Raw genomic sequence first — 26257 nt, forward strand, 5'->3', positions numbered from 1 at the left:
CCACTCGGTCGTTACCCCGAATCCCCCCCTAAAGGCCTGGATCATGAGCAAGCAACCCTCCCTGAGCTACAAAGACGCCGGTGTTGACATCGACGCCGGTGAAGCGCTGGTCGAACGCATCAAGAGCGTCGCCAAGCGCACCAAGCGCCCGGAAGTGATGGGCGGCCTCGGGGGCTTCGGCGCTCTGTGCGAAATCCCGGCTGGCTACAAGCAGCCTGTTCTGGTGAGCGGCACCGACGGTGTCGGCACCAAGCTGCGTCTGGCACTGAACCTGAACAAACACGACACCATCGGCATCGACCTGGTCGCCATGTGCGTCAACGATCTGGTGGTCTGCGGCGCTGAGCCGCTGTTCTTCCTCGACTACTACGCCACCGGCAAACTGAACGTCGACACCGCAGCTCAAGTGGTCACCGGCATCGGCGCGGGCTGCGAGCTGGCTGGCTGCTCCCTGGTCGGCGGCGAAACCGCTGAAATGCCCGGCATGTACGAAGGCGAAGACTACGACCTGGCCGGCTTCTGCGTCGGCGTCGTGGAGAAAGCCGATATCATCGACGGCTCCAAGGTTGCCGCCGGTGACGCGCTGATCGCCCTGCCGTCTTCCGGTCCGCACTCCAATGGCTACTCGCTGATCCGCAAGATCATCGAAGTGGCAGGTGCCGATATCGAAAACATCCAGCTCGACGGCAAGCCGCTGACCGAACTGCTGATGGCACCGACCCGCATTTACGTCAAGCAGCTGCTCAAGCTGATCAAAGACACCGGCGCGGTAAAAGCCATGGCCCACATCACCGGCGGCGGCCTGCTGGACAACATTCCGCGCGTGCTGCCTGAAGGCGCCCAGGCCATCGTCGACGTGGCGAGCTGGACCCGTCCGGCGGTGTTCGACTGGCTGCAGGAAAAAGGCAACGTGGATGAGCACGAGATGCACCGCGTGCTGAACTGCGGCGTCGGCATGGTCATCTGCGTCGCCCAGGAACACGTTGAAGTCTCGCTGAACGCCCTGCGTGAAGCCGGCGAGCAGCCTTGGGTGATCGGCCAGATCGGCACGGCTGCCGAAGGCGCTGCGCAAGTCGAGCTGAAGAACGTCAAGGCTCATTAATGCCTGACATGCCCCAATCCTGTGATGTGGTGGTGCTGCTGTCCGGCACTGGCGGTAACCTGCAGGCGATGATTGACAGCTTTCAGGACAGCGCGAGCCCTGCCCGCATCCGCGCGGTGATCTCCAACCGCGCCGATGCGTTCGGGCTCGAGCGGGCCGCCCGCGCAGGGATCGACACGCTGGTGCTCGATCACACCGGCTACGAAGGTCGCGAGGCCTTCGATGGGGCGCTGATCGAGGCCATTGATTCGTTTCAGCCGCCGCTGGTGGTGCTCGCCGGCTTCATGCGCATTCTCACGCCCGGGTTCGTCCGCCACTATCACGGGCGCCTGCTGAACATCCACCCTTCCCTGCTTCCGCTGTATAAAGGCCTGCACACCCATCAACGGGTGCTCGACGCCGGCGATGCCGAGCATGGCTGCAGCGTGCACTTTGTCACGGAGGAACTCGATGGGGGGCCTCTGGTCGTACAGGCAGTTGTTTCTGTAGAGTTGCACGACACGCCCGCCACGCTGGCACAGAGGGTTCACGCCCAGGAACACCTGATTTATCCCCTGGCCATTCGCTGGTTCGCCGAAGGACGTTTGACCCTCGACGAACATGGCGCCTCACTGGACGGCCAGCCCTTAGGGCCCAGCGGCCACTTGATCCGACCTTAGGAGATATTATGCGTCGCGCTTTGCTCTTCGCTTTCGCCCTTTTCGCACTTCCCGCAGTCAACGCGGCAGACCTTCAACCTTTCTCCGCCAGCTACACCGCTGACTGGAAACAGCTGCCCATGAGCGGTGGCAGCGCCAGCCGCAGCCTCGAGAAGAACGCCAACGGCACCTGGACCCTGAGTTTCAAGGCGTCGATGATGATCGCCAGCCTGACCGAAGTCAGCACCCTCAAGGTTGACAAGGATCAACTGCTGCCACAAACCTACCACTTCGAACGTGGCGGACTGGGCAAGAGCAAGACGGTCGATCTGGTGTTCGACTGGCCCACCAAATTCATCACCGGTTCGGACCGTGGCAACGCGGTGAAAATCCCGCTGAATGCCGGCATCCTCGACAAGTCCACCTATCAGCTCGCGCTGCAGCATGACGTGGCTGCGGGCAAAAAGAGCATGTCGTATCAGGTCGTCGACGGTGACGAAATCGACACCTATGACTTCCGCGTGCTGGGCACTGAAAAGGTCGACACCAAAGTCGGCTCGGTTGACGCCATCAAGGTCGAGCGCGTGCGTGATCCAACGCAGAACAAGCGCATCACCGTGATGTGGTTCGCCAAGGACTACGATTACCTGCTGGTTCGCCTGCAACAGGTCGAAACCGACGGCAAGGAATACAACATCATGCTGCAGGACGGCACGGTGAACGGTAAGTCAGTCAAAGGCAGCTAATGCACGCCTGACATCGAGCGTCATACGAAAAACCCCGCCTTCATGGCGGGGTTTTTTTTTGGCGTCGGAAAGTGAGTCAGGCCTACATGAAAGATTCTTCATGGCCTTCAACCGGGTGTGACAAAACGCCACACACCCTTCGAATACAAGCGTTTAGCGCACTGTTACGGATTCGGTAAATAACTGTTGCCGGATGCGCACATTTACTTAGCCGGCTATCAAAAACTATAAAGAAGGCCTGCGACGTCCTGCCGCAGATATCCAAGAGTCAGGAGTTTGCACTATGACCGTAACTGTTACTGAACGCGACGACGCCCATATCTCCCACGAGGCCATTGCCGATGGCATCCAGATCTGGGATGTACGCCAACAAGACCAGCTGGTAGGGATGTTTCATCACGAATCGGACGCACAGCGTTACGCAGCAGAGCTTGCCGAGCAAGAAGCCAAGCTACAGGCCAGTCACTCGTAATTTCGGAATCGCAGCAAAACAAAACCCGCCTGCTGGCGGGTTTTGTTGTTTTAGCGGAGTGCGCGACAGACGCTTACCACATCAGATCGTCCGGGATCTTGTACGCGGCGTACGGATCGTCGCCTTCGGGCTCCTCGGTCGGGGCGCTGAGCATGACGATGCGGCGCGGGTCGCGCTCCTGCACCTTGAGGGCGGCTTCGCGGGGGATCACCTCGTAGGTGCCGCCGTGGTGCACGATGGCCAGCGCGCCGCTGCTCAGCTTGCTGCGCATCAGGGCGTTGACCGACAGGCGCTTGACCTTCTTGTCGTCAACGAAGTTGTAGTAGTCCTCGGTCGTCAGCTTCGGCAGGCGAGTGGCTTCGATCAACTGCTTGACCTGGGCGGCACGGGCTTTCTGCTCGATCTTTTCCTGCTGCTGACGATTCAACTCCTGGTCGCGTTTGGCTTTCTCGGCCATCGCTTCCTGGGCCGCGCGCTGGCTGGTGTCGTCCGCCACTGCCTGGCCCTTGTGCACCAGACGCTGTTCCTTCTGCTTGCTCTTGCTGGCCTGCTTCGCCTGTTTTTCATTGACCAGGCCGGCTTTCAGCAACTGGTCACGAAGGGAAATACCCGCCATCTGTCTTCTCTCTCTAAATAGTCAACTCAACCGCAGTTGGGCGTGATCTTTTCCTGGCGCTTGGCTTCGCCCCAGAGCGCATCCATCTCTTCGAGGCTGCAATCTTCGATGGGGCGCCGGGTGTCGCGCAAGGCCTGTTCGATAAATCTAAAGCGCCGCTCGAATTTGGCGTTGGCGGCGCGCAGGGCATTTTCCGGATCGACCTTGAGGTGCCGGGCCAGATTGACGGCGGCAAACAGCAGATCGCCGACCTCTTCGGTGATGGCCGCGCTGTCGTTGTCGGCCATGGCTTCGAGGACCTCATCGAGTTCCTCACGGACGTTATCGACCACCGGCAATGCGTCCGGCCAATCGAACCCGACCTGGGCGGCGCGCTTCTGCAACTTCGCTGCCCGCGACAATGCCGGAAGTACACCCGGCACGTCGTCGAGCAGGGAAAGCTGCTCGGGGGCACTGGCCTTTTCGGCACGCTCCTCGGCCTTGATCTGTTCCCAGCGATGCTTGACCTGCTCTTCGCTGAGGCGCGGGGTTTCCAGCGGCGCGTACAGATCACCGGTCGGGAACACGTGGGGATGACGGCGAATCAGTTTGCGGGTGATGCCGTCGACCACGCCGTCGAACTCGAAGCGCCCTTCTTCCCGCGCCAGCTGGCAGTAATACACCACTTGAAACAGCAGATCGCCGAGCTCACCGCGCAGGTCATCGAAGGCGCCACGCTCGATGGCGTCGGCCACTTCGTAGGCTTCCTCGAGGGTGTGCGGCACGATGCTCGCGTAATTCTGCTTCACGTCCCACGGGCAACCGAATTGCGGATCGCGCAAGCGGGCCATTAGCGTGAGCAGGTCTTGGAGGCTATACATGGGGGTCTCTCTTCGTTCGCAGCTGTAAGCGACAAGCCACAAGCTTCAAGTTATCCGCGTACGGCTTGAAGCTGATCGTTCCCACGCTCTGCGTGGGAATGCCCGCCTGGACGCTCTGCGTCCCACGAGTGACGCTCTGCGTCACGGACTGCGTTCCCACGCAGAGCGTGGGAACGATCAACCGCCGTAAAATCACGGCGTTCTATTACGCCGCGTTTCGATGATGTTCGGCAGTTGCGAGATGCGCCCCAGCAGCCGGCCCAGCGCGTCCAGGCCCGGGATCTCGATGGTCAGCGACATCAGCGCGGTGTTGTCTTCCTTGTTCGAGCGGGTGTTGACTGCCAGCACGTTGATGCGCTCGTTGAGCAGGATCTGCGAGACGTCACGCAGCAGGCCCGACCGGTCGTAGGCGCGGATGATGATGTCCACCGGGTAGGTGAGCACCGGCACCGGGCCCCAGCTGACCTGGATGATCCGCTCGGGTTCGCGCCCGCCCAGTTGCAGCACCGAGGCGCAGTCCTGACGGTGAATGCTCACGCCGCGGCCCTGGGTGATGTAACCGACGATCGCATCGCCCGGCAGCGGCTGGCAGCAGCCGGCCATCTGCGTCATCAGGTTGCCGACGCCCTGGATCTGAATATCCCCGCGCTTGCCCGGCTTGTAGCCCGTGGCCTTGCGGGGAATCAGCTCCAGTTGCTCGTTGCCGCGTTCCGGTTCGACCAGTTGCTGGGCCAGATTGACCAACTGAGCAATGCGCAGGTCGCCAGCACCAAGGGCCGCGAACATGTCTTCGGCCATCTTCATGTTGGCCTTCTCGGCCAGCTTGTCGAAGTCCACCTGAGGCAGTGCCAGACGCGCCAGTTCACGCTCCAGCAATACCTTGCCGGCGGCGACGTTCTGGTCGCGCGCCTGCAGCTTGAACCAGTGCACGATCTTCGCCCGCGCCCGGGACGTGGTGATGTAACCCAGGTTCGAGTTCAGCCAGTCGCGGCTCGGCGTACCGTGCTTGCTGGTGATGATCTCCACCTGCTCGCCGGTCTGCAGGCTGTAGTTGAGCGGGACGATGCGGCCGTTGATCTTCGCGCCACGGCAGTTGTGGCCGATCTCGGTGTGCACGCGATAGGCAAAGTCCAGCGGCGTCGCACCCTTGGGCAGGTCGATGGCGTGACCGTCCGGGGTGAACACGTAGACGCGGTCGGGCTCAATGTCGACGCGCAGCTGTTCGGCCAGCCCGCCGATGTCGCCCAGCTCTTCATGCCACTCGAGCACCTGACGCAGCCAGGAGATTTTCTCTTCGTAGTGATTGGAACCGGATTTGACGTCGGTGCCCTTGTACTTCCAGTGCGCGCAGACGCCCAGTTCGGCCTCTTCGTGCATGGCGTGGGTGCGGATCTGCACTTCCAGCACTTTGCCTTCCGGGCCGATCACCGCCGTGTGCAGCGAGCGATAGCCGTTTTCCTTGGGGTTGGCGATGTAGTCGTCGAATTCCTTGGGAATGTGCCGCCACAGGGTGTGGACGATGCCGAGGGCGGTGTAGCAATCACGCATCTCCGGCACCAGCACGCGAACGGCGCGAACGTCGTAGATCTGGCTGAATTCAAGGCCTTTGCGCTGCATCTTTCGCCAGATCGAGTAGATGTGCTTGGCACGGCCGCTGATGTCGGCCTTGACGCCGGTGGCCAGCAATTCGTTCGACAGCTGCGACATCACGTCGGTGATGAAGCGCTCGCGATCGAGCCGACGCTCGTGCAGCAGCTTGGCGATCTGCTTGTACTGCTCGGGCTCCAGGTAGCGGAAGGACAGGTCCTCCAGCTCCCACTTGATATGACCGATGCCCAGCCGGTGGGCCAGCGGTGCGTAGATGTCGAAGACTTCCCGGGCCACGCGATTGCGCTTTTCATCGTCGGTGTTCTTCACCGCGCGGATGGCGCAGGTGCGTTCAGCCAGCTTGATCAGCGCCACGCGCACGTCATCGACCATGGCCACCAGCATCTTGCGCAGGTTTTCGACCTGGGCCTGAGTGCCGAGCACCAGGGACTGGCGCGGGCTGAGACTGGCGCTGATCGCCGCCATGCGCAGCACGCCGTCGATGAGCTTGGCGACGGTGGGGCCGAAGCGCTGGTTGACGTCGGGCAGCGAGATTTTGCCTTCGCGCACGCCGCGGTAAATTACGGCAGCGACGAGTGAATCCTGATCGAGCTTGAGGTCGGCCAGAATTTCAGCGATTTCCAGGCCCGTCTGAAAACTCGACGTGCCCTCCGCCCAGAGGTTCTTGGCGGCGTTGTCCTGTTGCTCGGCGTGCCGGGCAAATTCACAGGCCTCTTTGAGGGCCTGTCGGTCCACCGCGAGGTCGACGCTGACCACGTGATCCAGCCACGCGTCGAGGTTGATACTGCCGTCTGTGTTGATCGGCTGGTGGGGTCTCACCTGTACCATGTTGCTTACCTTCCCTACGGCGCGATGAAATGCGCCTTCAGTCGCCGGCCTTCTTGAGCGCGTGCGCCTCGCGGGCCATGCAAGGTCGCGTACGCGCGGGCCAGTCGGATTAAACGAGACTCCGTGTAAGGCATCGGCGTTTCCTGGGCCGCCGCCTCACTTGCTCGCTTCAAATAACGCCATCGCCTCGACATGCGCTGTCTGCGGGAACATATCGAGGATTCCGGCACGTTTTAAACGGTAGCCCTGCTTGATCAATTCAACGGTGTCGCGGGCCAGCGTAGCCGGGTTGCACGACACATAAAGGACGCGCCGAGCGCCCAGTGACTTGAGCTTGCCCACTGCTTCGAACGCACCGTCACGCGGCGGATCGAGCAGCACTGCGGCGAAACCTTCCGCCACCCAGGCCGCCTTGTCCAGTGGCTGCGACAGATCGGCCTGATAAAACTTCACGTTGTTCAAACCGTTGCTGGCGGCATTGGCCGTCGCCCGCTGAACCATGGCGTCGACGCCCTCCACGGCCACCACGTCGCGCGTCATTTGCGCCAGCGGTAGAGCGAAGTTACCAAGCCCGCAGAACAAGTCCAGCACTCGTTCGTCCTTGCCGGGCGCGAGCCAGTCCAGGGCCTGTTCGATCATCGCGGTATTGACCTGAGCGTTGACCTGCACGAAGTCGCCGGGGCGATAGGCCAGGGACAGATTCCACGGTTCCAGGCGGTAGCCCAATTGCGCGGAAGGGTCGACCGGGTGTGGCTCGCCTTCGCCGTGCAACCACAGCTGCGCGTCATGGGTTTCGCAAAATGCTTTGAGAATGGCCAGATCGCTTTCAGGCAACGGCGCGGTGTGGCGCAGCAGCACGGCGTTGGCCGACCCGCTGAACAGCTCGACATGCCCCAGCGCCTGAGGTTTGCTCAGGCTGCGAAGCATAGGCGCCAGCGACGTCATGTTCGGTTGCAAGGCCTGTACCAGCACCGGGCATTGTTCGATGGCGATGATGTCCTGACTCGCCGCGGCGCGGAATCCGACGTCCAGGCGTTTGGCGCGGACATCCCAGCGCACGGCGACGCGGGCACGGCGGCGGTAGGCATATTCATCGCCAGTCAGCGGCGCGGCCCATTGCTCCGGCTCGACCCCGGCGATGCGGCTCAATTGCTCGGCAAGCATGCTCTGTTTCAGGGCGAGCTGTTCGGCGTGGGGCATTTGCTGGGTGCTGCACCCACCGCAACGGCCGAAATGCGGGCACGCTGCGGGGCGCCGTATCGGGCTGGCCCGGAACACGCGTTCAGTGCGGGCTTCGACGACTTTGCCGTGGGCATTGAGCACGCGGGCCTCGACCTCTTCGCCGGCCAGACTGCCCATGACAAACCAGGTGCGACCTTCGACGAAACCGATGCCGCGACCGTCGTTGGCCAGGCGCTCGATGGTCAGGCGTTGTTTTTTACCGGCAGGAACCTGCGTGGTCCGGGTGCCGCCGCTGGGCTGGAAACGCAGGCCTGCATCACGCTTGGCCATCAGTTGGGCGCATCGTAGACGCCGGTCGACAGGTAGCGGTCGCCGCGGTCACAAATAATCGCGACCATCACCGCGTTCTCGACTTCCTGGGACAGCCGGAGCATCCCGGCCACCGAGCCGCCCGACGACACGCCACAGAAAATGCCTTCTTCCCGCGCCAGACGACGCATGACGTCCTCGGCTTCGGCCTGGCCCATGTCCATGATCCGGTCGACACGGTCGGCCTGATAAATGCTCGGCAGGTATTCGGTTGGCCAGCGGCGAATGCCCGGAATCGACGCGCCGTCCATAGGCTGGAGGCCGACGATCTGGATGTTCGGGTTCTGTTCCTTGAGGAAACGCGAGGTGCCCATGATGGTGCCGGTGGTGCCCATGGAGCTGACGAAATGGGTGACGGTGCCGCCGGTCTGCTGCCAGATTTCCGGGCCGGTGCCGACGTAATGCGCCTGCGGGTTGTCGCCATTGGCGAACTGGTCGAGCACCTTGCCGCGACCTTCCGCCTGCATGCGCTCGGCCAGATCACGGGCGCCTTCCATGCCCTCTTCCTTGCTGACCAGAATCAGCTCGGCGCCATAGGCAGTCATGGCAGCCTTGCGCTCGGCGCTGGAGTTGTCGGGCATGATCAGAATCATGCGATAGCCCTTGATCGCCGCGGCCATGGCCAGGGCGATGCCGGTGTTGCCAGAGGTGGCTTCGATCAGGGTATCGCCGGGGTGGATCTGCCCGCGCAATTCGGCACGGGTAATCATCGACAGCGCCGGGCGGTCCTTCACGGAACCGGCCGGGTTATTGCCTTCGAGCTTGAGCAGCAACGTGTTGCTGGTGTTCCCGGCCATGCGTTGCAGACGCACTAGCGGGGTGTTGCCGACGCAATCGGCGATGGTTGGATACTGCAGGGTCATGGCGTTTTCGCGATCCAGACGTGCGGAGGTCGCCTATCATACCGGCAATCGTTGCCAGCCCATATCACGCAAAGTGAGGGGGTTATCGCTGAATGGAATAAGGCAGAGGATTTCTGCACAGGCGAACCGGAGATATCCGGGATAACACGCCATCGCCCTGCCGCTGCAAAACATGTGGGACCGCGTTATTCGCCCGGTACAGCGGCGCCTTGACCTCGAGGCGCTTCCTAAAAAGGTCGCGTCCCTCGGGCCGGCAAACGCATGATCATTCTCAAGCCCTGCCCCGTGTTTTCGGCCCACAAGTCACCGCCCTGCAGGCGCAGCGAATTGCGCGCGATGCTCAGCCCCAGCCCGAATCCACCGTCGCCGGGGCGAGCGCCGTCCAGACGGATGAACGGCGCAAAAATACGCTCGAGATCGCCCTCGTCGATCCCGCCGCCCTGATCTTCCAGCCACAACAGCCAGTCATCCCCTTCGCGGCGGCCGTCGAGGCGCACGATGCCCTCGGGCGGAGAATGGCGGATGGCGTTGCGCAGAATGTTTTCCAGCGCCTGGGCCAGGGTGTTGAGATGGCCACTGACCCAGCACTCGCTGTCCAGATCGCAGCGCAACTGACGGGACGGCCAGCAGGTTTCGAAACAGGCGTCGTCCACCAGCATCTCCCACAGCGCCACGACCTGGATGTCTTCGCCGGGGAGTTTTTCGCGCTCGGTGTCGAGCCAGGCCAGTTGCAGGGTGTCGTCGACCAGGCGGCGCATGCCGTCCACTTCCCGGCTCAGGCGCTCGCGCAGTTCGGGCAAGGTTTGCTCGCTGTCGCAGGCCACGCGCAGGCGGCTCAGGGGCGTGCGCAGTTCGTGGGAGAGGTCACGCAACAACTGCTGCTGTACCTGCACCGTCGAGTGCAGGCGCGCGGCCATGTGATCAAAGGCGCGGTTCAGCTCGCCCAGCTCGTCGCGTCGCTCGGTCATTTGCGGCGACAGTCGGCTCGACAATCGGTCGGCGCGCCACGCGTTGGCCTGTTCGCGCAGTTGGTTGAGCGGACGAATCAGCAGGCGATACAACCCGACGCACAGCAGCAAGGTGAACAGCGCGGGAATCAGCACATTGGTCAGGATTTGCCCGACCCACGCGTAACGGCCCGGCTTGAAGCGCTCGGGCAGTTCGATCACCAGACTTCCCGCTTCCGGGTTGCCGGGAAATGCGATTTTTAGCCACGGCACGGTCTTCTGCCGCGTGCTCATCGGCCAGTCGATGCCGCGCATGAACGTCAGCCGTTGCGACTGCTCGCGGGTCAGCGGCGTGCTGCCAAGAGACTGCAAGTCGCTGCCGATGACCCCGACCCAGCCGGCTTCCTGCAGACGGACCTGTTTCAGCCATTCGTCGATGCCGGGCTGACCGCCGCTGTTCCACGCCCTTTCGGCCTGCGCCGCATAGTCGTTGAGCACCTGATGGGCCTCGGCATTCAGATACGCGTTGCGGGTCTCGATGTAGCGGCCCCAATACCAGCTCAGCCAGATCATTAGCAGGCAGAAGCCGACCAGCAGAACTGCCAGTTTCCAGAACAGCGAATGCCGGCCGGGCAGCCGTTTGCGCGGCTCAACCATTCGACACCTCAGGCATCCTGCACCGCCGCCGTCAGCACGTAGCCTTTGCCCCACACGGTGCGCAGTTGCCGCGCCTGATAGCCGACGGCCTTGAGCTTGCGGCGAATCTGGCTGATGTGCATATCGAGGCTGCGGTCATGCTGTGAATAGCCGCGCTGCAGGACGTGCTGATAAAGGAAGGCCTTGCTGAGGACGTCTTCCTGATTGCGCCAAAGGGTATCCAGCAGGCGGTACTCGCTGCCCGTCAATTGCGCGGGGCTACCGGCGAAGAAGACATCGCAGCGCCCGTCATCGAAGGTCAGGCCGTCTTCTTCAGGTTTCTCCGCGCCGGCATCGGGCTCGTGGGCGGTCAGGGCATGGAAGCGTCTTTCCAGCTCGACCCGGCGCAGGATCGCTTCGATGCGCACGCGCAACTCATCGACGCTGAAGGGTTTGGGCAGGTAATCGTCGGCGCCGTTCTGGAAACCGGTGATGCGGTCAGCCTCGGCGCCAAGGGCGGACATGAGGATGATCGGCACGGTGTGGCGGCGGCGCAAATGGGTGAGGATGTCCAGGCCGTTCATGCCCGGCAGCAGGATGTCCATCAGCACCACATCAAAGGGTTCGCGTTGCGCACAGGCCAGTCCTTCGGCGCCGTTCTGGCACCAGGTCACCTGAAACCCGCAGCGATCCAGCTGATCGTGGACAAAAGCGCCGAGCACGACATCGTCCTCGATGGCGAGTATGTGGGGGCGGTGGATGCTGGCGGGAGTCATTGGCGTCTGCGACTGATTCTCAAGAAGAGGATTATTCAAGATTACGCGCGACGGGGCAATGCTGGCCTGCCGGCGATGCGTTCTTTAGTAGGACCGGCTTCAGCCGGGAAGAGGCCAGTGTGGGCGCCATCAATTCTGCGGTGTGATGACTGCCGCTTTCCCGGCTAAAGCCGGTCCTACTAGAGATACGCATTCTTATAGTGGGACTGGCTTTAGCCGGGAAGAGGCCGTTTCGGACACCATTAATTCTGCGGTGTGACGCCCGACGCCTTCCCGGCCAAAGGCAGTCCTACAAGGAAAGTGTCCACTTCCATGAGGTGCGCGCGCGCCGGTCCCACTGTGTGCATGAAGCGCAAATGACTACACTGCGCAGTGATTGTGCGTCACACGCTGCATTGGCGCAGCAATTGCCTGAATTCGTGCCGGGTTGGTGGAGAAGAAGTGTGCTGAGAAAAGTGGGCATCAAAGGCCGCGTCATGCTGCTGACCCTGCTCCCGGCCTGCCTGATGGCGGCGTTGTTGGGGGGTTATTTCACCTGGATGCAACTGACCGAGTTGCAGACCCAGTTGCTCAAGCGTGGCGAAATGATTGCCAACGAGCTGGCGCCGCTGTCCGCCGGCGCGCTGGCCAGCGGCGATCAGGCCATGCTCGAACGCATCGCCGGGCAGGTGCTGGAACAGGCCGACGTGCGCGCGGTGTCGTTCCTTGACGCCGACCGCGCGATGCTGGCCCATGCCGGCCCGAGCATGATCAACCAGGCCCCCATCGGTAACAGCACGCACATGCTGCAGCGCTCGGAAAATGATGCCACCCGCTACCTGATGCCGGTGTTCGGGCGCAGCCGTCATCTGACCGGCGATGTCGTGCCCGCCGAAGCCGACCGTCTGCTGGGCTGGGTCGAGCTGGAACTGTCCCACAACGGCACCCTGCTGCGCGGTTATCGCAGCCTGTTTGCCAGCCTGATCCTGATTGTCATCGGCCTCGGCCTGACCGCCATGCTGTCGCTGCGCATGAGCCGCACCATCAACGGCCCGATCACTCAGATCAAACACGTCGTCGCTCAACTGAAGGATGGCAATCTGGAAGCGCGACTTCCGCCCATGGGCAGTTACGAGCTGGATGAACTGGGATCGGGCATCAATCGCATGGCGGCGACGTTGCAGAACGCCCAGGAAGAATTGCAGCACAGCATCGAGCAGGCCACCGAAGACGTGCGCCAGAACCTGGAAACCATCGAAATCCAGAACATCGAGCTGGACCTGGCGCGCAAGGAAGCCCTGGAAGCCAGCCGGATCAAGTCCGAGTTTCTGGCGAACATGAGCCATGAAATCCGCACGCCGCTCAACGGCATTCTCGGTTTCACCCACCTGTTGCAGAAAAGCGAACTGACGCCGCGCCAGTACGATTACTTGGGCACCATCGAAAAATCCGCCGACAACTTGCTGAGCATCATCAACGAGATTCTGGATTTCTCGAAGATCGAGGCCGGCAAGCTGGTCCTCGACGCGATTCCGTTCAACCTGCGCGACCTGTTGCAGGACACCTTGACCATCCTCGCCCCCGCCGCCCACGCCAAACAGCTGGAGCTGGTAAGTCTGGTTTATCGCGACACGCCGCTGTCGCTGGTGGGCGATCCGCTGCGGCTGCGGCAGATCCTGACCAACCTCGTCAGCAACGCCATCAAGTTCACCCGCGAGGGCACCATCGTGGCGCGGGCGATGCTGGAGGAGGAACACGACACCACCGTGCAGTTGCGCATCAGCGTGCAGGACACCGGCATTGGTCTTTCCAGCCAGGACGTGCGCGCACTGTTTCAGGCGTTCAGTCAGGCGGACAATTCGCTGTCGCGGCACTCCGGCGGCACCGGATTGGGGCTGGTGATTTCCAAGCGGCTAGTGGAGCAGATGGGCGGCGAGATCGGCGTCGAGAGCACACCCGGCGAAGGTTCGGAATTCTGGATCAGCCTGACGCTGCCGAAAACCCGCGACGACCTCGAAGACCTGCCCGCCCCGCCGCTGCTGGGCCGGCGCGTGGCGGTGCTGGAGCATCACGACCTGTCACGCCAGGCCCTTGAGCATCAACTGGAAGACTGCGGCCTGCAGCCGATGGTCTTCAACAATCTGGAAAACCTCATCAATGGCGTGACCGTGGTGCACCAGACGCCCCACGCCATCGACATGGCCGTGCTCGGCGTGACTGCCCACGAGCTGCCGCCCGAGCGTCTGCGCCAGCAGATCTGGGACCTGGAAAACCTCAACTGCAAAGTGCTGGTGCTGTGCCCCACCACCGAACAGGCGCTGTATCAATTTTCCGTGCCTGACGCCTACAACCAGTTGCAGGCCAAGCCGGCGTGTACGCGCAAGTTGCGCCGCGCGCTGTCGGAATTGATTCAGCCCAAGCAACTGCGCAACGAGGTGCCGGAGCCGCTGTCGAGCCGGCCGCCGCGCATTCTCTGTGTGGACGACAACCCGGCAAACCTGTTGCTGGTGCAGACCTTGCTCGAAGACATGGGCGCCAGAGTCAAGGCCGTCGACAGTGGTTATGCGGCGGTGCAAGCGGTGCAGGATGAACCCTTCGATCTAGTGCTGATGGACGTGCAGATGCCGGGCATGGACGGGCGTCAGGCCACCGAAGAAATTCGCAGCTGGGAGAGCGAACGTCAGGCCTCGTCGCTGCCGATCGTCGCCCTCACCGCCCACGCCATGGCCAACGAAAAGCGCGCGCTGTTGCAGAGCGGCATGGACGACTACCTGACCAAGCCGATCAGCGAACGTCAACTGGCGCAGGTGGTGCTGAAGTGGACCGGGCTGGCGCTGCGCAATCAGGCGCCGGAGCGGCACGTCGAAATCGCCCAGGGCGGTATCAATTTGCAGGTGCTCGATCACGAGGAAGGGCTGCGGCTGGCGGCGGGCAAGGCCGACTTGGCGGCGGACATGCTGGCGATGCTGCTGGCCTCCCTCGCCACCGACCGCGAAGCCATCCTCACTGCCCGCGAGGCCAGGGACAACGTCGCACTGATCGAACGCGTCCACCGCCTTCACGGCGCGACCCGTTACTGCGGCGTCCCGCAATTGCGCGCGGCCTGTCAACGCAGCGAAACCCTGTTGAAGCAGGAATCGGCGGACAGCGACAAGGCACTGGATGAATTGGAGAAGGCGATCAACCGCCTCGAAACCGAGGCCCGTGTGAGTGCTTGATCTGGGTCACTGGTTTTTTGTTCTGTGATAGATAGGGTTCGTGGGTGGGTCAGTTCAAATGGAGGGCGCTGACAGAAAGCCTCGCGAGCAAGCTCACTCCTACAGGACCTCTGTTTGCTGCGATAGCCATATGTCAGGCCATATATAAGGAACAACCATGCGCACGCTTATCTACAGCAGCCAGACCTACGACCGCGAGAGCTTTCTCGGCGCGCAGATCGCGCCGGACCTCGAACTGCATTTCCAGCCCGCGCGGTTGACACTGGACACGGTGACGCTGGCCGATCAGTACGAGGTGGTTTGTGCGTTCATCAACGACGACCTGAGCGCGCCGGTTCTGGAGCAACTGGCTGCAGGCGGCACCAAGCTGATCGCCCTGCGCTCGGCCGGCTTCAATCACGTCGACCTCGCCGTCGCCAAGCGCCTCGGCCTGAGCGTCGTGCGGGTTCCGGCCTACTCGCCCCATGCCGTGGCCGAGCATGCGGTGGCGTTGATCCTATCGTTGAACCGCCATCTGCACCGTGCTTACAACCGCACCCGCGACGGCGATTTCAGCCTGCACGGCCTGACCGGTTTCGATCTGGTGGGCAAGACCGTCGGCGTGGTCGGCACCGGGCAGATCGGGGCGACGTTCGCACGGATCATGGCCGGCTTCGGCTGCCAACTGCTGGCCTACGACCCGTACCCGAACCCGCTGGTCGAAGCACTGGGCGCCCGCTATCTGCCCCTCGACGAATTGCTCGCCGAAGCGCAGATCATCAGCCTGCACTGCCCGCTCAACGAGCACACCCGGCACCTGATCAACCCGGATTCGCTGTCGCGCATGCAGCACGGCGCGATGCTGATCAATACCGGGCGCGGCGCGCTGGTGAACACGCCGGCGCTGATCGACGCGCTCAAAAGCGGTCAGCTGGGTTACCTCGGGCTGGACGTCTATGAAGAGGAAGCGCAGCTGTTTTTCGAAGACCGCTCGGACCTGCCGCTGCAGGACGATGTGCTGGCGCGCCTGCTGACGTTCCCTAATGTGGTGATCACCGCCCATCAGGCGTTTCTGACCAAAGAAGCCCTCGGCGCCATCGCCCAGACTACGCTGGATAACGTCACCGATTGGGCGGCGGGCAGCCCGCAGAATCTGGTGCAGTGAGCGCGTTCTCTTCCGATCCCGGGCCGGTCGGCAGCGAGAATCCCCTCTCTAAAGTGTTAGCATGCGCGCCTATTTGGAGACCCCCATGGCCGAACACGATTTCCGTTACAGCATGCTCACCCCGCAACACACCCTGATCGAATGCCGCAGCCTGGCGGTCGGTCGCTACCAGGTCACCGGCAACGGCGGCTCGATCAAGCCCGACGACGTGCTGCTGGTCACCGTTAAAGGCAGCAAAGAGCTGTTCATGCGTTTGAACGTGGAAAAAGTCCGTCACCTGATCAACCCGACCGGTCAATGGGTCGCCGTTGCCAATGGCCCGGCGTTCACCGAGTTGGCGATCCATCAATGGAAAGTGAACTGCAACGACTGCGGCAAAGAGCGCGACATCGAATTCATGGTCGACGGCAAGGACGGCAAAAAAGCCCTCAAGCCTGCCGCCACCGCACGCATCGAGGAACTGGGCTGGAAGGTCGTCGGCGAGAACCACCTCTGCCCTGCCTGCGCGAAGAAAGCCGCATGAAACCGCTTTTGCTGACACTGCTGGCGGCCACGCTGCTGGCGGGATGCGCCACCGAAACCCCTGCTCTAAAGCAGGACCACGGTTACGTGCTGGAATGGATCGGTGAACGGCCGTTGATCGACAACAGCCACCTGACCATGACCCTGGGCAACGACGGCCGCGCCTACGGCAACGCCGGCTGCAACCACTGGTTCGCGTCGTACCAGTTGCAGGGTGATGCGATCAGCTTCGGCCCGGTCGGCAGCACCCGCAAACTGTGCGCGCCAGCGTTGATGGAGCAGGAACACCGATTCCTTGAAGCGATGGGTAAGGTGCAGCGGTGGGATATTTCGCCCGTTGAGCAATTGCGGTTGTGGCCGGCGCAGGGCAAACCTTTGCGGTTTTGGCTGGAAGAGGACTGAGGCTGACTGGCATTTGCAGGAGCGTGGCTTGCCCCGCGACATGGCGTGAAGCGGCAGTAGAAATGGCATTCATCCTGACCATGTTCACTTGCAACACCGTCCCGACAACGTTAACTTCGGGCTCATGACTACGCCACGCTTCGAATCGACCACAACCTTCACGACCGCCACTGGCGGGTCGTGGGAGGTTGTGTGAATTAAACCAGCACACAATCCCAAAGACCCGCCAGCAATGGATCGGGTCTTTTTTTTGCCCCGGTTTTGCTGGCACCCACGTAAGGAAACGCACATGTATGCACTTCTGATTCTCGACATGCAGGTAGGGCTTGTTCATGGCCCGGACAAACCTAGGGAAGTCCGGGCGCTTATCAACACATTGAATGAACTCATGAGGAGTGCCCGAGCAACAGGAGCCCCCATCTTTCTTGCCCGCCATATAGGTCCAGCAGGGTCTCCACTTGAGCCGGGCAGCCCGCTCACCGAGCTTGTCCAGGAGTTACAGCTGATGGGTGACGAAGTCATTTTCGAGAAAAAACGCCCCAACGCCTTCGCTCAGACTGACCTGGCAACTCTGCTACGTGAGCGCGAGTGTGACGGCGTGGTCGTTACAGGCATGAAAACTCAATACTGCGTAGACAGTACCTGCCGCGCCGCCCGCGATTGCGGATTTGATGCTGTCCTCATCGCAGACGGACACACCTGTTCCGATACTCCAGGACTCACAGCAGAGGCCATCGTTGCCCACCATAATTCGACGCTGGGTGGACCATTCTGCCGAGTCGTCCAGGCTGAGGAGTGGAGTTTTAGTTAACTCCCCTGATCGGCCCTGCCAGCGTCAATCTGCCCTTGGCGCTGCCCTGCCACAACCCGTTAGCGGTCATAAACAGCCAATCGAGCGCCGATAGGAACGGCACTTGCACGGAATGTTGATACAACGGACATAAGGAAATGACATGAAGGAATGGCAAACATGCCGCATTAGCGAGCAGCAACTGCAGGTCGTGTCGGAGGGCGTTATAAAACACGGTCAGAACTTGTCCCGTGAACGGGGCGGCGTTGCAGACCCTATGGCTTGCATGGTGTTGGAAGATGGAATCTTGATAGGCGGTGTGACGGGCCGTACCGAATTCCGACGTCTTTTTATCAATTACCTGTGGGTAGACGCCGCTTGCCGAGGGCGGAAACTCGGCACTGAGCTTTTGCACCGACTTGAGGCGCTGGCTCTGGCGCGTGGATGCCGGGAAGCACTCATTGAGACCCTCGATGACGGGGTGGCTGAGTGGTATAAACGCTGCGGTTACCGAATCATTGCGCATCTTCCGGGATACTGCGGGCCTTGGAGTCGCCACACACTTTTGAAAACACTGAATCCGGAAGGTGGTGCTTGAGGGGCGACTTGCCCGAGTCACCTTAACCAGATCAAGCTATTTATGCTCTACGCTCCCACGCACAAAGGCTGCACTGTTGCACAGGTGAGAGACCCAAAACCTGGCAGAGCTAAACGCGCGTTCGACACCCAGCATTTGCTCAGGAAAACTTCAATGCGACGTGCTTACTCAGTCCACGTTTTTCTGACCCGTTCTTTGGGAGGCGAACGCCAGTATCTGATTTTCCAGCGTGCGGCTCGCAACGATCTAGACTTGCCAGCGTTCTTTCAGGGCATATCGGGCGCGCTTGAAGATCAGGAAAGCTTCCAGGACGCGGCAGTTCGCGAAGTGTTCGAAGAAACTGAGCTGCGCATCAACAGCCCAATCTACTCCGGCTTCAGTCACCACTATCCGATCAAGGAGCAATGGCGAAAGCACTATGGTGCGGAGCCTCAGCAAGTAGAGGAACGCGTCTTTACGGTAGATGTTTCGGGCATGGAAGATCCCGTCCTCTCAGCGGAGCACACATCATTTCGCTGGCTTCGGCTTACCGAGGCGCTGCCATTGCTGACTTACGGCGCAAATGCGGAATGTCTTCTCAGTGTTGATCAACTATGGTCGCGCGCCATTGGCCAAGCTGTTCCCAACTGAATGAGCGCGGTATCCAATGTTTCTTTGAGCTCAAACTCCTTGGCATCTTCGCGAGCAAGCTCGCTCCCACAATTTCGTGCATCGGCAGAGCCATCTGGGTGTTGTTTGATGAGGCTGGCTGGGCTGACGGATGCGTTTTGCATCCGTCACCTGTTCGACGACAACGGCTGGAATTCGCCGCGCTCCAGGTTTTGCACCTTGTTGCCCATGGCGTCCGTCGCATTGAGATCCGCGCCTTTGGCTGCCAGTGCGTCAAGAACATCCTTGCGATGGAACAGCGCCGCGTACATGGCGGCGGTCTGACCCGCGTTATTGCGCTGATCGGGCGCGCAATTGGCGTCGACCAGTTGGCGAGCGATGCTGAGCTCGCCTTTGAAGATCGCCCCCATCAACGCCGTATTGCCCCTCAGATCTTTTGCGCAGGGATCAGCGCCCGCGTTCAGCAGTTGGGTCACGGTCGATTGTTGGCCGTGGTAGGCGGCGAGAATCAGGGCGGTATAGCCTTTTTCGTCCTGTACGTTCAGGTCGAACTTCGCGTTGATGAATTCGTTGAGCATGTCTTGGCGGCCGTCTCGGGCAGCCTGGAAAAACAGCTCCCGAAGTTGCGCCTGGGTGTCGCCGGCAGTGTCGGCAGCGGTGCCGCTATCGGATGGGCTGGCCTGGGCCACGCCCGCCGCCAGACACAGCAGCAACACATAAAGGGTTCTGCGCATGTGATGTCCTCCAGAAACCCCGACCCGCCGTGCAAACGGGCCGGGGTGGTCGATCAGTCCTGCAGTGCAGCGGCCAGTTGCTTGACCTTGGCCAGATCGCCATTGGCAACCTTGGTCACGCCAGTGCCGTATTCCGGATCTGCCTTGTAGAGGAACGACAGCATGATGTTCTTGCTCTCGGTATCGGTGGTCGCCAGGGATTCACCAAAGCTCTGGATCAGGTCCTTGCGGTCCTTCTCGCTGTAGGAACGATACAAGTCGCCCGCCTGCTTGAAGTTTTGCTCTTTCTGGATCTTGGCTTGTTGTGTGCTGCCGGACAGTGGCAGTTGGCTGTAGCGCGCCTCTTCAACCGCTGGACGCGGATTGAGTCGGCTTGGCTCGTAGTTCACGCCAGTCGTGGTGTGCCCGGTATTGAGCGGGCCGTCCTGGTTGCCGTTGTTGACCTTGACCCGTGGCGCGTTGATCGGGAGGCTCAACACATTAGGCCCCACGCGATAGAGCTGGGTGTCCGCGTAGGAAAATACCCGGCCTTGCAGCAAGCGATCTTCCGAAGGCTCGATACCCGGTACGACGTTGGCGGGCGCCATGGCGACCTGCTCGGTTTCCTGGAAGAAGTTGTCCACGTTCTTGTTCAGGACCATCTGGCCGATTTTGCGCTCGGGGATATTGGGCCAGATTTTGGTGGCGTCCAGCGGGTCGAAGTCGAACTTAGCCAGGTCTTCAGGCTTGACCACCTGGACGTACAGGTCCCATTTCGGGAAGTCACCCTTGTTGATGGCGCCCACCAGATCGTGGGTCAGGTGGCTGTAGTCCTTGGACTGCACTTCAGCGACCTGCTTGGGATCGAGGTTCTTCAGGCCCTGCAGGCTCTTCCAGTGAAACTTCACATAGTTGACTTCGCCCTTGGCGTTCACCAGTTTGTAGGCATGCACGCCGTTGCCGTCCATGGTGCGATAGCTGGCGGGTGTGCCTTCGTTGGAGTACAGCAAGGTCAACGTACGCGTGGCTTCCGGGACGTGGGAGAAGAAATCGAAACGTCGCGAATCATCATCCAGGTTGGTGCGCGGGTCAGGCTTGAAGGCGTGGACCATGTCCGGGAACTTGATCGCGTCGCGGATGAAGAACGTCGGGAAGTTGTTCCCGACCAAGTCCCAATTGCCATCGGCCGTGTAGAACTTGGTGGCGAAGCCGCGGGGGTCACGCAGGGTTTCAGGGGAGTGATTGCCGTGGACAACGGCGGAGAACCGCACGAACACCGGGGTATGCTCGCCTTTGCGGAAGACCGTGGCCTTGCTCAGATCGGAGGCGTCGTCGGATGCAACGAATTCGCCATGCACGCCAGTACCGCGAGCATGCACCACACGCTCCGGAATGCGTTCACGATCAAAGCGCTGGAGTTTTTGCAGCAATTGCACATCTTGCAGCAGGACCGGACCGTTTGGGCCGGCAGTCTGGGAGTTCTGGTTATCGCCAACGGCGGCGCCATTGTCGCGGGTCAGGGTGTCAGCGTACGCTGCAGAACTGACCATCAGGCTCGCGCCAATCAGGCTGGCTGCGATAGGGGATCGGGGTAAATACATCTCGGTCTCTCTCTGTTTTTGGTTGTTCTGAGAGTGAAAGCCTACGGCCAGAGCCCGCGAATGCTGAATTAGTTCTGGCTATGCGTTTGATAGGTTTAAAAATATTGACGGTCAACCGACGGGCATCACCATCCTGCGCCGCAACAGCTGCTTGCCCAGCGCTTGCCCTCTGAGCTCGACATAGTGATAAGTCGCGCTGGAAATCGTCACGACTACCGCCAGAATCAGCAGCACCATCAGGTTATTCAACCAGCCGTGCCCGGTGTCCAGGTAGCGGATGTCATCCAGCATCGGCGCGGCAGCAAAACCGGTTTTTTTCTGCACCACCATAAAAGCCGAAATCACGAAGAACAGCACGGCCAGATGGGTCAGGTAGATGGAGTAGGACCACCGCCCCAGACGGGCGAAGCATTCGTGCTTGAGCACCCGCGACAGCGCCCCGCCATCAAAGGCAAACAGCACGATGGTGACGCAAAACACCGCGCTCGCCGCCAATACCTTTTGCGGCAACTCACTGGTCAGCACCCACCAGATGCAGATGGCTGCCAAGGCTTCCAGCACGCTAAGCAGCGCAAAGCCCGGCGCAATCCAGCGTCTGAGGCGGTTGAAAAAGCCGTAGGCCAAGGCCCCGGCAAAGAAACAGCCCAGGCCTTTTTGCGCGTAGACGGTCAGTACATCAATCTGGCTGTACAGCAGCGCAAATCCGCCGAGGGCGATGACGGTCCACAGCAGGTATCGGCGAGTGGACGCCATGAACAGGGTTGCGGCGAAGACCATGTAGGTCCAGTACTCGATGCTGATGCTCCAGGACGCGGTGTTGAATGACAGGTTTTCCGTCAGGTGCGTCCAGCTTTGCAGCAGCAGGAGATTGGGCAGGATCTCCGACGGTGCATAGATGCCGGTAAACGGCGGCTGGTTAAAGGAAAAACCTTTTTTGTAGGCGGCGTATTTGAGAAATTCCAGGCCAATGAATACCGCCAGCATGAAGACATGCAGGGGTAGCAGGCGAAAGGTGCGGGAAACCAGGAAGTGGCTGACGTCCAGATGAGGCTTGCTGCCGTAGGCGTGAGCCATCACGAAGCCACTGAGGACAAAGAAGAACTCGACGAACAGGTCGGCGTTGGAGAAGAACGTCCACTCCGTGATGCTGCCGACGACATGGGTGTGATAAAGGAAGACCGCTATTGCGCAGAGACCGCGCAGGCTGTCCAGCGCGTGAAATCGTGTCACTTCTTGCATGTAAACCCCCGATTGGTTGCCATCGCTCGAAAGCGCCTAAAGCAACCCATCGGGTTCGGTCGCGTACTACCTCAGGCAGAACCATAGTGCAGGGATGGGTTTGTGCAAGGAGCGTTGGTCGAAGATGTAACCGAGTTGAATCCCGGGGCCGCAGGTATCTAGGCAGAGATAAGCCGCTAGGGCCGATCGGCGCCCCTTGGAGCGCCAAATCACAAATGCAGTGCTGGCCCTTTAAGCACAGCGCCATCTGCCGAAGGAACTCGTACACGCAGTGCAATCAGCAACGCGGCCAGCAGCATCAGCACGGCCGCCGCCAGAAAAACGCCTGCGCTGCCACCGACGCTGAACATGGCACCACCCGCAGCTGCGCCTGCGGCGATGGCCGATTGTACAGACGCCACCACCATGCCCCCGGCGCTTTCCGCCTGGTCAGGGACCGCGCTGGCGACCCAGTTCGACCACGCCACCGGCACACCGCCAAACGCCAAGCCCCAGACCGCCAGCAGGACGGCCTGCCCTGGCACAGAGGCTGGCAACAGGACCAACGCCAGTGCCGCAACGCCTACCAGCGCGGGCATCAACACCAGGGCGGCCAGCGGGTGACGAGTCAGCAACCACCCCGCCACCAACGTGCCGACAAAGTTCGCCACACCAAAACCCAGCAGCATCAGCGACAGCCCCTGCGGGCCAACGCCAGTCGTGCCTTCGAGGAATGGCCGGATATACGTGAACATCGCAAAGTGGCCGCTGTGCACCAGCACGCAACCGAACATCCCCATGGCGATGCCCGGGCGCAGCAGCACTTCAAGTACCGTGCGCAGACGGGCCGGACGGCGTGGCGCGAGACTCGGCAGCGTGAACGACTGGAATGCCAGGGTCACCACCCCCACCGCTGCCGCTGCAAAGAACGCGCTGCGCCAGCCATATAGCCCGCCCAGATAACTGCCCAGCGGGACTGCAACCACTGTCCCGATGGCGATGCCGCTGAAAATGATCGAGAGCGCTCGCGGCAACAAGGCCCCCGGCACCAAGCGCATCGCCACCGCCGCCGCCATGCTCCAGAACCCGCCAAGCGCGATGCCCAGCAGGATACGCATCGCCAAAAGCACCGCGAAACTGGAGGAAACCGCGACCAACAGATTGGAAGCGATCATCAACGTGGAAAAACCCAGTAGCACCCAGCGGCGATCAATGCTGCGAGTCAGGCCGGGCACCAACAGGCCCGCGAACAGTGCCACCACAGCGGTTACCGTTACCGCTTGGCCAGCCAGCGCTTCGGACACCGCCAGCTCCTTCGCCATTGGCGTCAACAGGCTGGCCGGGAGGTACTCGGCAGTCAGCAAACCGAATACGCCCATGGCCAACGAGAACACGGCCATCCACGCGGGGGTTGCAGGTTCTACATCCGGCCCGGTGCCGGAACGGCTGTCGGGTACGGCATTGCATGTAAGGTCGGTCATTGCACAGATCTCCCAATCTTCAATTGCGACCCGCAGTCTAGGCGGGTGAATCCGGATGATCTATGATCGAAAAACCCGTTTTTTTGACTGAAACTCCTGAACAATGCCACCAGATCAATTTGCTCTTTCTTCCGATCTCATCAACGAGCTGTTGCGCGGCATGCGCCTGCGCGGTGTCGAGTACCGGCGCATCCAGGCGGGCCCGACCTTCGGCCTGGGCTTCGATGCCAAACCCGGACATGCCTGGTTCCACTTCCTGGCGGTCGGCAATGCGGTGCTGCGCATGGATGACGGGACGACCTATGCGCTGTCCGCCGGTAACGCCGTGTTCATCTCCCACGGCGCAGCCCATCAGTTGCTCTCGCATGCGCACGCGCCCGTGCAGGACATCGACCTTCTGAACGGCGAGCCCCTCGGCGACACCGTCAGCGCCGTAGATACCGGAACCGATGCCGGCTCCACGCCGACCACGCTGGTGTTCAGTGGCTGCATGGAATTCGAGTTGGGTAGCCTGCATGGCCTTGGGAAGCTGATGCCGGGCCTCATGCTGATCGATGCCGGCGGCCAGCGTTATCCCGGGCTGGTGCCTATTCTCGCCACCATGGAGCGCGAGGTCAGCGCCGCACGCGTCGGCTTCGCCGGCATCCTTGCGCGACTGGCCGACGTGGTCGCCGCCATGGTCGTTCGCGGTTGGGTCGAGTGCGCTTGCGGCAACGCTTCCGGCCTGGTCGCCGCTCTGCGCGATCCGCGGCTGGCAGGTGCCCTTCTGGCGCTGCATCAGCAACCGGGCAGCGACTGGACTGTCGAGCAACTGGCGGCGCACTGCAATACGTCCCGCTCGGTTTTTGCAGAGCGTTTTCAACTGACGATTGGCATGACCCCGCTGCGCTACGTCACTGAAGTGCGAATGCGGCTTGCCAGCCAGTGGCTGACGCTGGAAAGGGTACCGATTGAAGAGGTCGCGCAGCGTTTGGGCTATACGTCTCAAGCGGCGTTCAGTCGGGCGTTCAAGCGTGTTACGGGTAAAACGCCCGGGTTGAGCCGTAGGTTGAGGCAGGCGGCTGCGACCTGACGCTGGATGAAGGTAGCGTTACTACCTACGTCCACCTGATGGAACATTGACAATCGGTAGACGGCACGGTGGCTGAAGCGTGCCTTCAGCATCCCACCGCAGCCTTCGCGCTGGACATTTACAGGCACGCATCGCTTCTTCAATCAGCCCATGTAGGGCGGATAGTCGACATAGCCTTTTGCATCGCCGCCGTAGTAGGTGTCGCGATCCGGCTCGGTCAGTGACCAGCCATTTTGCAGCCGGGCGACCAGATCAGGATTTGCAATGAAGGGCTGCCCGAATGCCGCCAGATCGATCAGGCCCGCCTGCAGCAGGTCTTCAGCGCGCTCTCGGGTCATGTCCCCGGCGAGGATCAATGCGGTCTTGCCCAACTGTGTTTTGCAGTCTTTGAGCAGGTCACGAAGCGCTTGCTCCTGGGCAGCCGAGCCTTCCTCTGCCATGAAGAAGTGGGTCTGATCCATTACGTGAACGTAAGCGATGCCGCGCTGGCTCATGCCCGCACAGAGCGCTGAGTAGGTTTCGTCGATCTGCGGATACAGCGGCATATCGAACAACTGGCCGTATGGCGAAATCCGGATACCCACTCGATCAGCGCCGATTCTGGCGGCGGCCGCATCGACGACCTCGAATACGAAACGCAAACGATTTTCCAGCGTGTCTGCTGAGTAGCGATCGGTTCGGTCATTCACCAGCGGATTCAGGAATTGCTCAAGCAGATAGCCGTTGGCGCCATGAATTTCCACCCCGTCGAACCCGGCCGCGATAGCGTTTTCAGCAGCCTGGGCGAAATCTTCAACCACGCGTGCTACCTCTTCGGTGGTCAACGGTCGTGGCGTGGATGTGGCCACAAAACCCGGCTCCCCGTCTTCCGTGTAACCAAAGGCAACTGCGCCTTGGGCTTGTTTGCTGGTAGCGCTGACGGGCGCTTTGCCGTCGATCTGAATGGAAGTGTGGGACACGCGGCCAACGTGCCACAGCTGGGCGAACATCTTCCCGCCGACGCTGTGGACCGAGTCGATGACCAGCTTCCATCCCTTGATCTGCTCTTCGGTATAGATGCCCGGGTTGAAGAGATAACCCTGGCCCTCACGAGAGATCGGCGTGCCTTCCGAAACAATTAAACCGGCGGTGCCGCGTTGGGTGTAGTGCAGGGCGATTTGCTCCGTCGCAATGTCGTCAGGGGCGCGCGACCGGGTCATCGGTGCCATGACGATGCGGTTGCCAAGCGTTGTGGCGCCGAGTTCGTATGCTTCAAATAAGGTCATGA

General features: G+C 61.3%; 24 protein-coding genes. 12 read left to right on the top strand and 12 right to left on the bottom strand.

Annotation, left to right across the window (positions count from 1 at the left end):
* Positions 1-43: 43 nt before the first annotated feature.
* The 4 genes from purM (at position 44) to QMX88_RS18525 (ending at position 2958) form a co-directional block, all read left to right on the top strand.
* Entirely contained in the window at positions 44-1102 is a 1059-nt protein-coding gene (gene purM, locus QMX88_RS18510; RefSeq protein WP_192172859.1) for a phosphoribosylformylglycinamidine cyclo-ligase, read from the top strand.
* 8 nt (positions 1103-1110) lie between these two features.
* Positions 1111-1761: a phosphoribosylglycinamide formyltransferase gene (gene purN, locus QMX88_RS18515; protein ID WP_282371795.1), complete on the top strand. Its 651-nt coding sequence runs from the start codon at positions 1111-1113 to the stop codon at positions 1759-1761.
* An 8-nt stretch (positions 1762-1769) separates the two neighbouring features.
* Positions 1770-2486, top strand: a complete 717-nt coding sequence (locus QMX88_RS18520) for a DUF3108 domain-containing protein (RefSeq protein ID WP_192172860.1) — start codon at positions 1770-1772, stop codon at positions 2484-2486.
* A gap of 283 nt (positions 2487-2769) precedes the next feature.
* Positions 2770-2958 carry a hypothetical protein gene (locus QMX88_RS18525; RefSeq protein ID WP_282371765.1) on the top strand — a complete coding sequence of 63 codons (189 nt, stop codon included), beginning with the start codon at positions 2770-2772 and terminating at the stop codon, positions 2956-2958.
* A gap of 73 nt (positions 2959-3031) precedes the next feature.
* Here the strand turns inward: QMX88_RS18525 and QMX88_RS18530 are convergent, their stop codons facing one another.
* From QMX88_RS18530 to QMX88_RS18560, 7 genes are all read right to left on the bottom strand, one after another.
* Positions 3032-3574 carry a DUF2058 domain-containing protein gene (locus QMX88_RS18530; protein ID WP_074890960.1) on the bottom strand — a complete coding sequence of 181 codons (543 nt, stop codon included), beginning with the start codon at positions 3572-3574 and terminating at the stop codon, positions 3032-3034.
* Positions 3575-3600: 26 nt separating this feature from the next.
* Complete coding sequence (gene mazG, locus QMX88_RS18535) at positions 3601-4434, bottom strand: nucleoside triphosphate pyrophosphohydrolase (protein ID WP_282371766.1); 834 nt, start codon at positions 4432-4434, stop codon at positions 3601-3603.
* Positions 4435-4626: 192 nt separating this feature from the next.
* Positions 4627-6870 carry a GTP diphosphokinase gene (gene relA / locus QMX88_RS18540; protein ID WP_192172862.1) on the bottom strand — a complete coding sequence of 748 codons (2244 nt, stop codon included), beginning with the start codon at positions 6868-6870 and terminating at the stop codon, positions 4627-4629.
* Positions 6871-7026: 156 nt separating this feature from the next.
* A complete protein-coding gene (rlmD, locus tag QMX88_RS18545) occupies positions 7027-8382 on the bottom strand; it encodes a 23S rRNA (uracil(1939)-C(5))-methyltransferase RlmD (RefSeq protein WP_282371767.1) in 1356 nt (451 codons plus the stop codon).
* Positions 8382-9284: a cysteine synthase CysM gene (gene cysM, locus QMX88_RS18550; protein WP_192172864.1), complete on the bottom strand. Its 903-nt coding sequence runs from the start codon at positions 9282-9284 to the stop codon at positions 8382-8384. The genes rlmD and cysM overlap by 1 nt, the downstream gene beginning before the upstream one ends.
* A 227-nt stretch (positions 9285-9511) precedes the next feature.
* Entirely contained in the window at positions 9512-10888 is a 1377-nt protein-coding gene (locus QMX88_RS18555) for a sensor histidine kinase (protein WP_282371768.1), read from the bottom strand.
* A gap of 8 nt (positions 10889-10896) precedes the next feature.
* On the bottom strand, positions 10897-11643 hold the full coding sequence (locus QMX88_RS18560) for a response regulator transcription factor (protein ID WP_282371769.1): 747 nt from the start codon (positions 11641-11643) through the stop codon (positions 10897-10899).
* Positions 11644-12086: 443 nt separating this feature from the next.
* On the opposite strand from QMX88_RS18560, the gene QMX88_RS18565 reads away from it, so the two are divergent.
* The 7 genes from QMX88_RS18565 (at position 12087) to QMX88_RS18595 (ending at position 18926) form a co-directional block, all read left to right on the top strand.
* Entirely contained in the window at positions 12087-14840 is a 2754-nt protein-coding gene (locus QMX88_RS18565; RefSeq protein WP_192172955.1) for a response regulator, read from the top strand.
* A 157-nt stretch (positions 14841-14997) separates the two neighbouring features.
* Positions 14998-15984 (top strand): 2-hydroxyacid dehydrogenase, encoded by a 987-nt coding sequence (locus QMX88_RS18570; protein ID WP_282371770.1) that lies wholly within the window; start codon positions 14998-15000, stop codon positions 15982-15984.
* Between the two features lie 85 nt (positions 15985-16069).
* Positions 16070-16507, top strand: a complete 438-nt coding sequence (locus tag QMX88_RS18575) for a hypothetical protein (protein WP_065992852.1) — start codon at positions 16070-16072, stop codon at positions 16505-16507.
* Positions 16504-16908: an META domain-containing protein gene (locus QMX88_RS18580; RefSeq protein ID WP_282371771.1), complete on the top strand. Its 405-nt coding sequence runs from the start codon at positions 16504-16506 to the stop codon at positions 16906-16908. The genes QMX88_RS18575 and QMX88_RS18580 overlap by 4 nt, the downstream gene beginning before the upstream one ends.
* 289 nt (positions 16909-17197) lie before the next feature.
* Entirely contained in the window at positions 17198-17719 is a 522-nt protein-coding gene (locus tag QMX88_RS18585; RefSeq protein ID WP_282371772.1) for a cysteine hydrolase family protein, read from the top strand.
* 142 nt (positions 17720-17861) lie between these two features.
* The gene (locus QMX88_RS18590) at positions 17862-18296 is read left to right on the top strand and encodes a GNAT family N-acetyltransferase (RefSeq protein ID WP_282371773.1); all 435 of its coding nucleotides are present in this window, start codon (positions 17862-17864) and stop codon (positions 18294-18296) included.
* Positions 18297-18449: 153 nt separating this feature from the next.
* Positions 18450-18926 carry an NUDIX domain-containing protein gene (locus QMX88_RS18595; protein WP_282371774.1) on the top strand — a complete coding sequence of 159 codons (477 nt, stop codon included), beginning with the start codon at positions 18450-18452 and terminating at the stop codon, positions 18924-18926.
* A gap of 146 nt (positions 18927-19072) precedes the next feature.
* Here the strand turns inward: QMX88_RS18595 and QMX88_RS18600 are convergent, their stop codons facing one another.
* The 4 genes from QMX88_RS18600 to QMX88_RS18615 form a co-directional block, all read right to left on the bottom strand.
* On the bottom strand, positions 19073-19639 hold the full coding sequence (locus QMX88_RS18600) for an ankyrin repeat domain-containing protein (protein ID WP_282371775.1): 567 nt from the start codon (positions 19637-19639) through the stop codon (positions 19073-19075).
* Between the two features lie 53 nt (positions 19640-19692).
* Positions 19693-21168 carry a catalase KatB gene (gene katB, locus QMX88_RS18605; RefSeq protein WP_244655949.1) on the bottom strand — a complete coding sequence of 492 codons (1476 nt, stop codon included), beginning with the start codon at positions 21166-21168 and terminating at the stop codon, positions 19693-19695.
* A 162-nt stretch (positions 21169-21330) separates the two neighbouring features.
* Complete coding sequence (locus QMX88_RS18610) at positions 21331-22458, bottom strand: acyltransferase family protein (protein ID WP_282371776.1); 1128 nt, start codon at positions 22456-22458, stop codon at positions 21331-21333.
* Positions 22459-22667: 209 nt separating this feature from the next.
* Positions 22668-23918: an MFS transporter gene (locus QMX88_RS18615; protein WP_282371777.1), complete on the bottom strand. Its 1251-nt coding sequence runs from the start codon at positions 23916-23918 to the stop codon at positions 22668-22670.
* A 103-nt stretch (positions 23919-24021) separates the two neighbouring features.
* On the opposite strand from QMX88_RS18615, the gene QMX88_RS18620 reads away from it, so the two are divergent.
* On the top strand, positions 24022-24990 hold the full coding sequence (locus QMX88_RS18620) for an AraC family transcriptional regulator (protein ID WP_282371778.1): 969 nt from the start codon (positions 24022-24024) through the stop codon (positions 24988-24990).
* A 143-nt stretch (positions 24991-25133) separates the two neighbouring features.
* Here the strand turns inward: QMX88_RS18620 and QMX88_RS18625 are convergent, their stop codons facing one another.
* The gene (locus QMX88_RS18625) at positions 25134-26255 is read right to left on the bottom strand and encodes an alkene reductase (protein WP_282371779.1); all 1122 of its coding nucleotides are present in this window, start codon (positions 26253-26255) and stop codon (positions 25134-25136) included.
* Positions 26256-26257: the final 2 nt, after the last annotated feature.

This window comes from Pseudomonas sp. PS02290 (genome assembly GCF_029960075.1).
Lineage (GTDB): Bacteria > Pseudomonadota > Gammaproteobacteria > Pseudomonadales > Pseudomonadaceae > Aquipseudomonas.

What these genes read in the sequence shown, in the direction of transcription:
- QMX88_RS18530 (WP_074890960.1), bottom strand. Translation starts at nt 3,574, where the DNA reads ATGGCGGGTATTTCCCTTCGTGACCAGTTGCTGAAAGCCGGCCTGGTC.
- QMX88_RS18525 (WP_282371765.1), top strand. Translation starts at nt 2,770, where the DNA reads ATGACCGTAACTGTTACTGAACGCGACGACGCCCATATCTCCCACGAG.
- QMX88_RS18590 (WP_282371773.1), top strand. Translation starts at nt 17,862, where the DNA reads ATGAAGGAATGGCAAACATGCCGCATTAGCGAGCAGCAACTGCAGGTC.
- purM (WP_192172859.1), top strand. Translation starts at nt 44, where the DNA reads ATGAGCAAGCAACCCTCCCTGAGCTACAAAGACGCCGGTGTTGACATC.
- rlmD (WP_282371767.1), bottom strand. Translation starts at nt 8,382, where the DNA reads ATGGCCAAGCGTGATGCAGGCCTGCGTTTCCAGCCCAGCGGCGGCACC.
- QMX88_RS18600 (WP_282371775.1), bottom strand. Translation starts at nt 19,639, where the DNA reads ATGCGCAGAACCCTTTATGTGTTGCTGCTGTGTCTGGCGGCGGGCGTG.
- cysM (WP_192172864.1), bottom strand. Translation starts at nt 9,284, where the DNA reads ATGACCCTGCAGTATCCAACCATCGCCGATTGCGTCGGCAACACCCCG.
- relA (WP_192172862.1), bottom strand. Translation starts at nt 6,870, where the DNA reads ATGGTACAGGTGAGACCCCACCAGCCGATCAACACAGACGGCAGTATC.
- QMX88_RS18575 (WP_065992852.1), top strand. Translation starts at nt 16,070, where the DNA reads ATGGCCGAACACGATTTCCGTTACAGCATGCTCACCCCGCAACACACC.
- QMX88_RS18595 (WP_282371774.1), top strand. Translation starts at nt 18,450, where the DNA reads ATGCGACGTGCTTACTCAGTCCACGTTTTTCTGACCCGTTCTTTGGGA.
- QMX88_RS18580 (WP_282371771.1), top strand. Translation starts at nt 16,504, where the DNA reads ATGAAACCGCTTTTGCTGACACTGCTGGCGGCCACGCTGCTGGCGGGA.
- QMX88_RS18615 (WP_282371777.1), bottom strand. Translation starts at nt 23,918, where the DNA reads ATGACCGACCTTACATGCAATGCCGTACCCGACAGCCGTTCCGGCACC.
- katB (WP_244655949.1), bottom strand. Translation starts at nt 21,168, where the DNA reads ATGGTCAGTTCTGCAGCGTACGCTGACACCCTGACCCGCGACAATGGC.
- QMX88_RS18560 (WP_282371769.1), bottom strand. Translation starts at nt 11,643, where the DNA reads ATGACTCCCGCCAGCATCCACCGCCCCCACATACTCGCCATCGAGGAC.
- QMX88_RS18585 (WP_282371772.1), top strand. Translation starts at nt 17,198, where the DNA reads ATGTATGCACTTCTGATTCTCGACATGCAGGTAGGGCTTGTTCATGGC.
- QMX88_RS18610 (WP_282371776.1), bottom strand. Translation starts at nt 22,458, where the DNA reads ATGCAAGAAGTGACACGATTTCACGCGCTGGACAGCCTGCGCGGTCTC.
- mazG (WP_282371766.1), bottom strand. Translation starts at nt 4,434, where the DNA reads ATGTATAGCCTCCAAGACCTGCTCACGCTAATGGCCCGCTTGCGCGAT.
- QMX88_RS18625 (WP_282371779.1), bottom strand. Translation starts at nt 26,255, where the DNA reads ATGACCTTATTTGAAGCATACGAACTCGGCGCCACAACGCTTGGCAAC.
- QMX88_RS18570 (WP_282371770.1), top strand. Translation starts at nt 14,998, where the DNA reads ATGCGCACGCTTATCTACAGCAGCCAGACCTACGACCGCGAGAGCTTT.
- QMX88_RS18555 (WP_282371768.1), bottom strand. Translation starts at nt 10,888, where the DNA reads ATGGTTGAGCCGCGCAAACGGCTGCCCGGCCGGCATTCGCTGTTCTGG.
- QMX88_RS18620 (WP_282371778.1), top strand. Translation starts at nt 24,022, where the DNA reads ATGCCACCAGATCAATTTGCTCTTTCTTCCGATCTCATCAACGAGCTG.
- purN (WP_282371795.1), top strand. Translation starts at nt 1,111, where the DNA reads ATGCCCCAATCCTGTGATGTGGTGGTGCTGCTGTCCGGCACTGGCGGT.
- QMX88_RS18520 (WP_192172860.1), top strand. Translation starts at nt 1,770, where the DNA reads ATGCGTCGCGCTTTGCTCTTCGCTTTCGCCCTTTTCGCACTTCCCGCA.